At 36.6% G+C, this 12,407-nt stretch carries 10 protein-coding genes and 1 other RNA gene; 8 read left to right on the top strand and 3 right to left on the bottom strand.

What is annotated here, in order from left to right; all coding sequences use genetic code 11:
- The first annotated feature begins 182 nt into the window (after positions 1-182).
- From D0817_RS18440 to D0817_RS18460, 5 genes are all read left to right on the top strand, one after another.
- Positions 183-713, top strand: coding sequence for a DUF4199 domain-containing protein (locus D0817_RS18440; RefSeq protein ID WP_127339836.1), 531 nt, complete (start codon positions 183-185; stop codon positions 711-713).
- A gap of 8 nt (positions 714-721) precedes the next feature.
- Positions 722-1,678: a glycosyltransferase family 2 protein gene (locus tag D0817_RS18445; protein WP_127339837.1), complete on the top strand. Its 957-nt coding sequence runs from the start codon at positions 722-724 to the stop codon at positions 1,676-1,678.
- A 146-nt stretch (positions 1,679-1,824) separates the two neighbouring features.
- Positions 1,825-3,552, top strand: coding sequence for a phospho-sugar mutase (locus D0817_RS18450; protein WP_127339894.1), 1,728 nt, complete (start codon positions 1,825-1,827; stop codon positions 3,550-3,552).
- Positions 3,553-3,625: 73 nt separating this feature from the next.
- A complete protein-coding gene (locus D0817_RS18455; RefSeq protein ID WP_127339838.1) occupies positions 3,626-5,455 on the top strand; it encodes an ABC transporter ATP-binding protein in 1,830 nt (609 codons plus the stop codon).
- A 99-nt stretch (positions 5,456-5,554) separates the two neighbouring features.
- Positions 5,555-6,256: a hypothetical protein gene (locus tag D0817_RS18460; RefSeq protein ID WP_127339839.1), complete on the top strand. Its 702-nt coding sequence runs from the start codon at positions 5,555-5,557 to the stop codon at positions 6,254-6,256.
- Between the two features lie 176 nt (positions 6,257-6,432).
- Here the strand turns inward: D0817_RS18460 and D0817_RS18465 are convergent, their stop codons facing one another.
- The 3 genes from D0817_RS18465 to D0817_RS18475 all read right to left on the bottom strand — a co-directional run bounded on the left by D0817_RS18465 (position 6,433) and on the right by D0817_RS18475 (position 11,439).
- Positions 6,433-7,155, bottom strand: a complete 723-nt coding sequence (locus D0817_RS18465; protein WP_127339840.1) for a hypothetical protein — start codon at positions 7,153-7,155, stop codon at positions 6,433-6,435.
- Between the two features lie 109 nt (positions 7,156-7,264).
- The gene (locus D0817_RS18470; RefSeq protein WP_127339841.1) at positions 7,265-9,730 is read right to left on the bottom strand and encodes a TonB-dependent receptor; all 2,466 of its coding nucleotides are present in this window, start codon (positions 9,728-9,730) and stop codon (positions 7,265-7,267) included.
- 11 nt (positions 9,731-9,741) lie between these two features.
- The gene (locus D0817_RS18475) at positions 9,742-11,439 is read right to left on the bottom strand and encodes a M23 family metallopeptidase (protein ID WP_127339842.1); all 1,698 of its coding nucleotides are present in this window, start codon (positions 11,437-11,439) and stop codon (positions 9,742-9,744) included.
- A 179-nt stretch (positions 11,440-11,618) separates the two neighbouring features.
- On the opposite strand from D0817_RS18475, the gene D0817_RS18480 reads away from it, so the two are divergent.
- The 3 genes from D0817_RS18480 (at position 11,619) to ssrS (ending at position 12,366) form a co-directional block, all read left to right on the top strand.
- Entirely contained in the window at positions 11,619-11,909 is a 291-nt protein-coding gene (locus D0817_RS18480; RefSeq protein ID WP_127339843.1) for a coiled-coil domain-containing protein, read from the top strand.
- Positions 11,910-11,913: 4 nt separating this feature from the next.
- Positions 11,914-12,204 carry a cell division protein ZapA gene (locus D0817_RS18485; RefSeq protein ID WP_127339844.1) on the top strand — a complete coding sequence of 97 codons (291 nt, stop codon included), beginning with the start codon at positions 11,914-11,916 and terminating at the stop codon, positions 12,202-12,204.
- Between the two features lie 51 nt (positions 12,205-12,255).
- Positions 12,256-12,366, top strand: a non-coding RNA gene (ssrS, locus tag D0817_RS18490) — 6S RNA.
- Positions 12,367-12,407: the final 41 nt, after the last annotated feature.

Here is a 12,407-nt window from a genome sequence, read left to right on the forward strand (position 1 = left end):
AAACCAATAATACTCTTTTTTGTTTAAAAATTTAATTATTTTTGAGTGTGCAAATTTACAATTCTTTTTTAATAAACAAACATTTAGCTCATTTTTTTTAATAAAATTCAAAAAGCTTTTTTTGTCCTTCATTATATTGGGAATTGCTATATTTGTGGATTAATTTTAAAACATATAGAAATATGATTAATGAAGTTATAAAAAAGAACGGGACTACTTACGGAATTATCTTAGGTGTTATCCTCGCCTTAATTACCGCTACAATTTACGCAATTGATCTAAAATTATTTGTTTCTGGCTGGATTGGAGGAGCCACATTTGTGGTTTATTTAGTTATTGGCATTGTATTACTTACGAAGACAAAAAAAGACCTAAAAGGATTTTTCTCTTTCAAAGATGCATTTACAACCTTTTTTATTGCCACTTTTATTGCTCTTTTAATTTCAACATTATTCAGCATTTTATTATTTAATGTAATTGATCCCGGTGCTAAAGAAACTATTGGCGAATATCTTGTAAAATATATGGCTGAAACACTTCAAAAATTCGGAACACCTGCCGCCTCCATAAATGAAGCTTTGGCAAAAATAAAAGAAACCAGTCCTTTTTCAACTGTAGAACAACTTAAAGGATTAGTTTTCAGTCTTGCTCTTTACTCTATTCTAGGATTGATTTTAGCAGCATTTTTTAAAAGCAAAACTACACAAGAATAAAAAAATAAATGAATTTATCTATACTTATACCGCTTCTAAACGAGGAGGAATCACTGCAAGAACTCTATTCGTGGATTATTAAAGTGATGCAATCTAACAATTACTCTTATGAAATCATTTTTGTGGATGATGGAAGTACAGATAATTCTTGGAATATTATTGAAAGCTTTTCAAACGAAAACCCAAATGTAAAGGGAATTCGTTTCATGAAAAATTTCGGAAAATCACAAGCTTTACACGCTGGTTTTGCAAAAGCAAAAGGAGATGTGATCATTACGATGGATGCGGATTTACAGGACAGTCCTGACGAAATTCCGGGTTTATATGAAATGATTACAGCTGAAAAGTTTGATCTGGTTTCCGGATGGAAAAAGAAACGTTATGATTCTGTTGTAGCGAAAAATCTTCCTTCGAAATTATTCAACTGGGCCGCAAGAAAAACTTCCGGTGTTGAACTGAATGATTTCAACTGCGGATTAAAGGCTTATAAAAATACGGTGGTAAAAAACATAGAAGTCTCGGGCGAGATGCACCGTTACATTCCGGTTTTGGCAAAAAATGCCGGTTTTAATAAAATTGGCGAAAAGGTGGTCATTCACCAGGCCCGTAAATATGGCGAAACCAAATTTGGAATGGAGCGTTTTATCAACGGTTTCCTTGATTTGATTACCATCTGGTTTTTATCCCGATTCGGAAAAAGACCGATGCACTTATTTGGCGCCATGGGTTCCCTGATGTTTATTATCGGGTTTTTATTGGCCGGTTATATTGGAATTTCGAAATTGTATCATATGTATAACGGAATGAAATATAGCTTAATTACCAGCAATCCCTGGTTTTTTATTGCTTTGACAAGTATGATTCTGGGAACTCAGTTATTTTTGGCAGGTTTTCTTGGAGAGATTATTTTGAGAACCAAAAGCAATGAAGCCCGTTATAAAGTAGCCCGCGAGGTTAATTTTTAACGTAAAATTCCATCCTGACAGGATTGGCATTCTTTTTTCGGTTTTTTTAGCCAGGAAAAGATATAACTGACAGCCCGACGAGAGCGAAAGCGAACTGAAATAAATGGCTCCCGAAAATTAGTATTAAATATAAAAATATACGAATGATGAATATAGCACCTAATATTTTGAATGCTGTAAACGAATGGCTGACGCCTACATTTGATAACGAAACACAAGCAGCTGTTAAGGAATTAATGACTACGTCACCAAAAGAACTTGAAGAAAGTTTTTATAAAAACCTGGAATTTGGTACCGGCGGAATGCGCGGTGTCATGGGTGTTGGAAACAATAGAATAAACAAATATACCCTTGGAAAAAACACGCAGGGACTTTCAGATTACCTGCATCAGGTTTTTCCGAATCAGCCTCTAAAAGTGGCCATTGCTTATGATTGCCGCCACAACAGCAACACACTGGCCAAGGTTGTTGCCGATGTTTTCTCTGCAAATGGGATTCAGGTTTATTTATTTTCAGATTTACGACCAACTCCTGAATTATCCTTTGCCCTTAAACACCTAGGCTGTCAATGCGGAATCGTACTTACTGCTTCCCATAACCCACCGGAATACAACGGATATAAAGTATACTGGGAAGACGGCGGACAAATTGTTCCGCCACAAGATGGTGAAATCATTGCCGTAATCGAAAACCTGGATTACGATAAAATTAAATTTCAGGCCAACGAAAAACTGATTCATTACATTGATACCGAAATTGACAAGGCGTTCATAAAGTCATCTATTGAAAATGCAAGTTTTAATACGCCTGCTGAAGCAAAAGACAACCTTCAAATTGTTTTTACTTCTTTGCACGGTACCTCTATAAAATCTATTCCGGATACTTTATCACAGGCCGGTTATAACAATGTACATATTGTTCCTGAACAAGCCGTTCCGGACGGAAATTTCCCAACGGTAAAATCCCCAAACCCGGAAGAACCGGAAGCACTGACAATGGCTTTGGCTTTGGCAGAAAAAACCAATTCCGATATTGTTGTCGGAACCGACCCTGACTGTGACCGTTTAGGCGTTGCAGTACGAAACAATGATGGCAAAATGATTTTGCTTAACGGAAACCAAACCATGGTTTTGATGACTTCTTTTTTATTGAAACAATGGAAAAAAGCCGGAAAAATTAATGGAAAACAATTCGTTGGGTCTACAATCGTTTCTACTCCGATGATGATGGAATTAGCCACAAGCTATGGCGTAGAATGTAAAGTTGGCCTTACCGGTTTTAAATGGATTGCCAAAATGATCAAGGACTTCCCTGAACTTCAGTTTATCGGAGGTGGCGAAGAAAGCTTTGGTTTTATGGTGGGCGATGCTGTTAGGGATAAAGATGCTGTTGCGGCTACCCTATTGATCTGTGAAGTTGCTGCTCAGGCAAAAGCAGCCGGAAGCTCGGTGTACAAAGAACTTTTACAGCTGTATGTTGAAAATGGATTCTACAAGGAATTCTTGGTATCCTTAACCAAAAAAGGAATCGAAGGTTTGGAAGAAATCAATCAGATGATGGTGAATTTACGCCAAAATCCTTTAAAAGAAATTAATGGCCAGCGTGTCATTATGGTAGAAGATTATCAGTCATCGATTGCGCTGAATCTTTTGTCAGGTGAAGAAACTGTTATGGATATTCCAAAATCGAATGTATTGATTTATTATACAGAGGACGGATCTAAAATCTGTGCCAGACCAAGCGGAACAGAACCAAAAATCAAATTCTACATCAGTGTCAATGCTGAATTAGAATCGGTTCAGGATTTTGACGCAGCGGAACGTTTCTTAGACGAAAAAATACAAAATATTATTGCAGGAATGCAATTGCAATAACAGCATACAAATACATTTTCATAAACCCGGCATGTTTTAAGAACTGCCGGGTTTTAATGGTAAAAATCACCTAATGAGTAATTTCAAAAAAATAGTTCCTTTTATATATCCGTATAAAAAATACGCCTTGCTAAACGTCTTTTTCAATGTTTTGTATGCACTTTTCAGCACACTTTCGTTTGTTGCTTTAATTCCCATGCTTCAGGTATTATTTGACAAAAGCAAGCAAATTACGGTAAAACCTGTATATCAGGGGATTATGAAAATTCAGGACTATGGTCAGGACTATTTAAGCTATTATATTACCACAACAAAAGGCACACATGAATCCGGTTACGTTTTGTCGATCATGGTGGCCATTATTATTTCGATCTTTTTATTAAAAAACTTAGCGGACTATATGGCTATGTTTTTCATTACTTTTTTAAGAAACGGAGTTTTAAGAGACATGCGAAATGCTTTGTATAAAAAAACACTGGAACTGCCTTTGGCCTTTTACTCTGAAAAAAGAAAAGGAGATGTCATTTCGAGAATTTCCGGTGATGTAAATGAAGTTCAGAATTCATTCTTAGCCATTCTCGAGCTGATCGTAAAAGAGCCTTTGACTATAGTTTTCACCATCGCCACTATGCTTATCATTAGTGCGAAACTAACCATATTTGTCTTTATTTTTATTCCGGTTTCAGGATACATCATTTCTTTGATTGGAAAACAACTTAAAAAACAATCTACCAAAGCACAGCAGGAACAGGGTACTTTTTTATCGACTATTGAAGAAACCATTGGCGGCTTGAAAGTAGTAAAAGGATATAATTCCGAGAATTATTTCAACTCGGTTTTTCAAAACTCAACAGAACGTTTTTTTAGTCTATCCAACAGTATCGGAAATCGCCAAAACTTAGCTTCACCTGCCAGTGAGTTTATGGGAATCACCGTAATTGCCATATTACTGTGGTACGGTGGCCAAATGGTCTTAATCGATAAAACGCTGGATGGTGCTTCTTTTATAGCATACATGGGACTGGCCTATAACATCCTTACCCCTGCAAAAGCCATTTCTAAAGCCTCATACGGTGTAAAAAGAGGAAATGCCGCAGCAGAACGCGTACTGGAAATTTTAGATCAGGACAACCCAATTACAAGTAAGCCTGATGCTGTTGAAAAAACAACTTTTGACAACAACATAACGGTTCAGAATATTAATTTTAAATATGAAGACGAAACCGTATTAAAAGATTTTTCCCTTCAAATTAAAAAAGGACAAACTGTTGCTCTTGTAGGACAATCCGGAAGCGGTAAAAGTACCATTGCCAATTTGCTAACCCGTTTTTATGATGTAAATGACGGATCAATTTCTATTGACGGAATCAACATCAAAGACATGAATTTACAATCCCTTAGAAGCTTAATGGGATTGGTAACTCAGGACAGCATCTTGTTTAACGATACCATAAAAGCGAATATTTCACTGGGAAAATTAGATGCTGCTGATGACGAAATCATCGCTGCCCTTAAAATTGCCAATGCGTATGAATTTGTAAAAGATCTTCCCTTAGGAATCTATACCAATATCGGAGACAGCGGAAACAAACTTTCAGGAGGACAAAAACAACGTTTATCGATTGCCCGTGCAGTATTGAAAAATCCTCCGATTATGATTTTGGATGAAGCTACATCAGCGTTGGATACTGAAAGCGAAAAATTTGTTCAGATTGCGTTAGAAAATATGATGCAGAACAGAACTTCAATCGTTATTGCGCACCGTCTTTCTACGATTCAAAAAGCAGACGTGATCGTCGTGATGCAAAAAGGAAGAATTGTGGAACAAGGAACGCATGATGAATTAATTGCCCATAACGGAACTTACAATAAACTGGTAACGATGCAATCTTTCGAATCCTAAAAGATTTTTGCCGCAGCTTATACGATTAATAGTGATTTTAATCATTCTTATCTATAATCGGTGGTATATTTTTTTTAGTAAATCTATAAATCTACAATCATGTACCTCAACAATCCAAACATAAAGCTGCCTGAAGATCCGGATACTATTGTTTGGAAATACTTAGATTTGTCTAAATTCCTGGATCTGCTGCTTTCTAAAAAGCTGTTTATGTCACGTTCTGACAAATTCGAAGATCAATACGAAGGCACCTTTAGCGAACCAACCTTTGAAGAGATTAAAAAACTGGCAGCAGACAATCCTGACTTTTTAAATTATTACAAAACACACCGCGAAAAGGTTGCGATAAGCAGCTGGCATATCAACGAATACGAATCCTTTGCCATGTGGCAGATCTTTACGCAAAACAGTGAAGGATTAGCGATTCAGTCTACTATTGGAAGAATACAAAGCGCCTTAAAACCGGAAAATAATTTCGACCAGTATATTGGCGAAGTAAATTATATCGACTACAAAAAGGAATACATTCCGTTTGACGATTTGTTCTTTCCGTTTTTGTTTAAACGAAAAAGTTTTCAGTACGAACGCGAAGTCCGTATTATCACAGACGCCTCAAAAAGCAATATAAAACTGAATGACGGTTTGAAAATCCATGTTGACATCAATCAGCTGATCGAAAAAATATACATCCATCCCAAATCAGAAAACTGGTATAAGAAGCTGGTAATTGAACTGGTAGAACGCCTGGGCTTTGGAATTGAAATAGAAAAATCAGATTTGGAAAGTGATATTTTGATTTAGTTTTTTTTTAAGGTGCTAAGGTGCGGAGATGTTAAGGTGCTGAGTTTTTTTGAACCGTAAATTATTTTCAATTTTAAATAACAAAAAGAAGCCAGTTAAAAATAATTCTTAACTGGCTTCTTTATTTACAAAGATGTGAAATCTTAGAATCTTAGCATCTCAACAACTCAGAACCTTTATATAGGTTTATAATTCTTTACCTCCCATTTTTTGGAAGCCAGATCAATATAGCTGTAATGTAAAACATCATTTTTATCAAATTGCCCGTTTTGATTGGTATCCTCAATAGTCCTGAAATACAAACGGCTTTTGGAATCAATTAAACTCCAGTCTACCAATTCCTGAAAGTCTTCAGACACTTTAGTGAAATTTTCTCCGCTAATATCGCTCAGGTATAATGTTTTGATATCTCCGCCATCAATTTTACCGTCTTTGTTGGTATCGGAATCAGCCAGCGTATAAACCATAATCTGATTTTTCGTTTTGTCAGCTACTGTTTTTAAATAGGTAGCCGTTAAGATCAAAGCAGGTTTGTCTGTTAAAGACCGGATGGAATCAGAATCTGTTTTTTGAAATTTCAGATTTTGCAGATAGCCTGTAATTTCATATTCGCCTAAATTTGAAATCGTAAAACTCACATCGTTTACGCTTGAAGATCCGTAACGTGCTTTTGGTCCTTTTTCAAACACCCTCAAATCACCAACCGGATGAATTAAATAATCTGTTCCTTCCATCTGAATCGGCAAATCAGCCACTTCAATCTGAGTGGAGTCTGTCTTATTTACGACACTTGCCTTATTCGACGCATCATAAATTACTTTTGGTTTCTGCGCTTCATCTTTGCAACTTACTAAGCTTCCGATGATTGCTAAGGCTATATATTTTAATGAATTTTTCATCTGGTCTAATTATATGGGATATCAAATATAGTATTTTTGATTGTATTATCCGTTTCATTTTACTTAAACGGGAATTTCTCAAAACAAGTATCTGTTTTAAGCAATTTAATTATAACCTCGCATTCAGCTTAATATTAAAAACTCTCGAAGTCATATAATTTGGGATTGCGTACTGGTTTTTAGAATAAACATCCCTTACCCATGTATTTGTTATGGCATTTTGATTATTAAAAACATTAAAAATCTCCACACCCACAGACAGTTCCTTAAAGTTTTTTAACCAGTTTGTTTTCGCGTTTTTGGTACTGCTGTCCACAAAAACTTTAGCAAAACCGATATCTGCCCTGCGATAATCGTTCAGTCGGTTCTGATAAAAATAAGGATCGGAATACGACGGTGCTCCTCCGGGCAAACCTGTATTATACACCAGATTCAGGTACATTTTAACGCTTGGAATGTTTGGCATATAATCCTGAAACAACATGGCAAATTTCAAACGCTGATCTGTTGGACGGGCGATATACCCTTTGTTTTCATAGTTCTCTTCGGTTTTCAGATAACCGAAGCTTATCCAGGATTCTGTGCCCGGAACAAATTCGCCGTTCAGCCTGAAATCAAGACCTTGTGCATATGCTTTTGCATTATTGTTGGCCACATAACGAATACGAACATTATCGATTGAATACGTATTGACATCCGTCAATGATTTATAATAAAGCTCCGTCACCCATTTGAAAGGGCGGTCCCACATTTTAAAGCTATAATCATTACTTAAAACAATATGTACGGATTCCTGTGCTTTCACGTTCGGATTCACCACACCGTTCAGATCACGAAGTTCCCTGTAAAAAGGGGGCTGATGATACAATCCTCCCGAAAGCCTGAGAACCATATCCATGTCCCAATCCGGTTTCAGCGCGAACTGTGCTCTCGGACTAAAAACGATCTGGTTTTTCCCTTCTTCCGCCGCCCCTGAAACCGTCCAGCTTTGAAAACGTGCCCCCAGATTATACCAAACCTGACTGGAGCCCAATTCTGTTTTCTGATTCCATTGCGCGTAACCGGAAAATCGGTTTATCGTATTGAAGTTAGTCGCACGAACATCCTGATACGGTAATAAAGGCCCGGCATAAGGCTCGTAAGGCTGATTGTTTTCGGGAAGAATTACAAGTGGCGGATTTACAGAAAATCCGGCCGAATCTATCACTTCCCATTCTATTACCCTGTCCCGGATTGATTCTCTCGTATATTTCAAACCAAATTCCAGCTGACTGTCCCTCCACTCTTTAAATCCTTTTATTTCTGCATTGGCAATTAGGGCATCCAGATCATTACGGGCATGATTGAGCTGGGAACCGATTCCGCGGGTAAAATCAACATCCTCAGGATTCGTTGTCCCGTCAGCATTCACATTTCCCAGTCGGTATTGTGCGAGAATATCAAAATGTTCCTCTTCTTTGGTATGAAACAAAGAGCCTATAAATTTGAAAGTTAAGGTTGGGGAAGCTTTGTAAGTGGTTTTCAGTGCACCAAAATAAGTATCGTACTGATCTTTTTCCCTGCCTTCATAATAAACCGCAAGTGCCATGGGCTGGTCGATCGTTCCAAATTTAGTTTCACGAGTTAAAGGCTGGTATAAATATTTGTTTTGCGAAATATTTCCTAGAAAGCTCATTTGCCATTTTTCTGAAATATCATAATTTACATTGGTCTGAACATCGACAAAAGTAGGAGTGTAATTGGTTTGCGTATCCTGACTGTTCACGAGTAAACTATTATTCCGGTAACGGACTCCTGTCACGGCCGACCATTTTTTATTTTTGGAAACCACGTCGACAGACGCACTTCCGCCCAGCAAACTGGCTTCAAGGGAAGCTCCGAATTCTGTAGGTTTTCTGTATGTAATATCTAAAACAGAAGATAATTTATCTCCAAATTTCGCCTGAAACCCACCTGCAGAAAAATCAACATTCTGAACTAAATCGGTATTGGTAAAACTCAATCCTTCCTGCTGTCCCGAACGAATCAGAAAAGGGCGATAGACTTCAATTTCATTCACATACACCAGATTCTCATCATAATTACCACCTCGTACCGCATATTGCGTACTAAGCTCATTATTTGAATTTACCCCGGGTAATGTTTTCAGGATGTTTTCGATTCCGGCATTTGCCCCCGGTATTTTCTTAATAGTTGCCGCGTCAATAACGGTGATTCCCTGAACCCGTTTTTTATTTTTAGAAGAAACAAAAACTTCCCCCATTTGTTCCTGGGCATTACTCATTACGGGATTAAAGACAAAAATTTCATTTGGTTTTAAGTTTATGGTGAGGCTCATCATTTTTAAGGAAATGTGAGTAAAAATCAGTACCGCTTTTCTATTGGAAGGGACTTCAATTTCAAAAAAACCATCAGCATTGGTCTGAGTTGCATTTCCTGATGAAGAAATATTTACATCGGCAACAGGCTGCTTTTCATTATTTAAAATGATTCCTTTAACGCGGGCATTTTGGGCAAATGAAACAGAACCAGTGCACAAAAAAAGGAAAACGAATATTAATCTACTATAATTCAAGCGTTTTGATTTTATTTGGGTTGACTTCTAAAAAAGTGAGTTTCAAAGATAGCAGAATTACCTACATTATCAACTACTTCAATTTTTAAATCATTTACACCTTCTGCGACAATCCCATCCTCAAACTTGTGCGTAATTTTTCTCGTTTTATTATCATACTCAAACAAAATCCAGTTTCCGTTCAGAAACCCGTTGTATGACTTTATACCGGATAAGCTGTCTCCTATCGTAAACTCAAGTGTTTTTACATCACTGATCCATTTGTCCTGAATGGGCTTATTAATTCTTATTACCGGAGCAATGGTATCCAGAACCAATCCGTATTGCCCTAATATTTTCGATTTAGCTGTAAAAACATCCCCTTTTCGGATTGTTGCGTTGTAGCTTCTGCTGTTACCGCTGATTCTTCCAATAAATAATTTATCTCTTAAATCTTCAGAATAAACAGAATCTTTTATGGTTATCTTGAAATTGGAATGTACCGGAACAACATCCTCGTGAATATAAATCCGGTTGTTTTTCACATCAAAATTCATATTAAAATCATCGTAAAAAGTACCGGCGGGAAAAAATACCGACATATTATCTTTTTCGAAATTGGAGTCTTTATTATAGCGAACAAAATATTTTGAGGTATTCACTTCAGCGTTAACAATCGGTGCGGCCGGATCATATTCTATCGGTACGGTAACAGAATTTAAATTTCCAAAATAATCCGATACTTCTATACGGTACGTTGACGCCAGATTTGGATCGACAGAAACAATACCGCGAAGCGAATCGGTTTTGATAATACTTAAAGGAAAAGGCGTTTTCATAAACAATTTCTGTACGCGCTGCCCGGATTTTTTATATTTCGGGTAATCGATCAAAGCATTTATATATCGCATTTCATCAAACGAATAGGTATTAAACTGATAATTATAGCTTTGATTACCGTTTAAAAAAGTACTCACATTAAACACTCCGTTTTTATTATTGGACACATCATCAAAATCTACAGCCGAGATTCCGAAACCGATCTTGCCATTTGCCTTAACTTTTCCGGCCAGGTAGGTTCCGTCTTTCTGAAGCGCAAGACTCAGTAACAGCGGTTGTTTTGACTGGTTGACCACTGTATTTTCCGTGACAGGATAAACGTATAAATTCGAAATGGCTGGTTTTTTACTGTCTTTTATATTTTGGTCAAAACCGAAAAATATTGGGTTAACCACAAATTCTGTTTTTGAATCGCGGATTTCAAAATGAAGATGAGGCCCTTCAGAAGAGCCGGTATTTCCGGAAAGCCCAATCACTTGTCCTTTGGTAACAGGCAATTCTTCAGGTTTTGGAAACAATTCTATTTCAAAAGACTGCTCTGCATACTGGGCTTTATGAACATAATCCTGAATTGGACCTACAGCAATTTGCAAATGCCCGTAAACAGAAGTATATCCGTTTGGATGTGTGATATAGATACATTTGCCATTACCAAAAGTCGACATTTTTATTCTGGAAACATATCCATCCGCAACTGCGTACACATTTAAGCCTTCTCTCTGATTGGTTTTTAAATCAAAGCCGGCATGGAAATGATTCGGTCTCAACTCCCCGAAATTACCCGAAAGCTGCATTGGAATATCAAGTGGCGGACGAAAATAATCTTTTGGATATTGGGTCTGAGCAAAAATAAAATTACAAAAAAACAGCGTAAGTAGTGAAAATCTCATAAGCAACATTTTTGCTAAGATAAAAAATTACGAAGCCAAAACCGAGTAAAACGCTACAAAAATACAATTCACTGAATTTCATATATTTGTCTATTTTTAATGCAAAAAAAGCGATAAAAAATTGCATTAATAAAAAGGAATACTAACTTTGTATGATTAAGTAATGAATAGGATTTATAATGAGTGTAATTGCAGAAATAATTGATACTCTTGAATATAAAGTCGAAAAGCTTTTTGAGAAGTCAAAAGGATTAGAGAAAAACAATCAGGAACTTAGATTACAACTAGCCAAAGCTGCGCAAATTATCCAGAAACAATCTGAAGAAATGGAGGCTTTGAGAAAGCAATATGAGACACTTAAAATAGCCAATTCGTTGCTTGGCAGCGACAATAACAAGAGAGAGACAAAGCTTAAAATAAATTCATTAATTCGCGAAATTGATTACTGTATAGCACAATTATCAGACTAGAAACATGGACGAAAAGCTTAGAATTAAAATATCAATTGCAGATCGGGTATACCCATTAACAGTAGAACCTAATCAGGAAGAAGGACTAAGAAGTGCTTCTAAGAAAATTGATGTGATGATTAAGCAATTTGAAGAAAGTTACGCAGTCCGCGACAAGCAGGATGTACTGGCCATGTGTGCCTTGCAGTTTGCTTCACAAGTAGAACAAAAACAAATTGACTACACTATCGATAGCGAAGATATCGAAAGAATTAAAAGATTAAATTTGCTTTTAGATCAATATCTCGAAAATTAAACGTTCTTTACAGAAACTAAGATACTGCCTACATTAGTTCATTTTTGGTAAACTCAACACTAACAATTTAGAATGAGCGAATCATCACTACTAAAGCATGCCACGCTTTTTTGCGAGGAAACTTGAACAGTGAGTTAGCTCAAAACTTGTCTTTACGAGTTTATTCAAGCAATTAATGTAGGCTTTTTTTATATATAAATTTT

This window comes from Flavobacterium cupreum (assembly GCF_003996965.1).
Lineage (GTDB): Bacteria > Bacteroidota > Bacteroidia > Flavobacteriales > Flavobacteriaceae > Flavobacterium > Flavobacterium cupreum.

Coding starts and splice junctions, on each gene's coding strand:
- D0817_RS18485 (WP_127339844.1), top strand. CDS start 11,914: ATGGACGAAAAGCTTAGAATTAAAATATCAATTGCAGATCGGGTATAC.
- D0817_RS18460 (WP_127339839.1), top strand. CDS start 5,555: ATGTACCTCAACAATCCAAACATAAAGCTGCCTGAAGATCCGGATACT.
- D0817_RS18475 (WP_127339842.1), bottom strand. CDS start 11,439: ATGAGATTTTCACTACTTACGCTGTTTTTTTGTAATTTTATTTTTGCT.
- D0817_RS18450 (WP_127339894.1), top strand. CDS start 1,825: ATGAATATAGCACCTAATATTTTGAATGCTGTAAACGAATGGCTGACG.
- D0817_RS18445 (WP_127339837.1), top strand. CDS start 722: ATGAATTTATCTATACTTATACCGCTTCTAAACGAGGAGGAATCACTG.
- D0817_RS18480 (WP_127339843.1), top strand. CDS start 11,619: ATGAGTGTAATTGCAGAAATAATTGATACTCTTGAATATAAAGTCGAA.
- D0817_RS18465 (WP_127339840.1), bottom strand. CDS start 7,155: ATGAAAAATTCATTAAAATATATAGCCTTAGCAATCATCGGAAGCTTA.
- D0817_RS18455 (WP_127339838.1), top strand. CDS start 3,626: ATGAGTAATTTCAAAAAAATAGTTCCTTTTATATATCCGTATAAAAAA.
- D0817_RS18440 (WP_127339836.1), top strand. CDS start 183: ATGATTAATGAAGTTATAAAAAAGAACGGGACTACTTACGGAATTATC.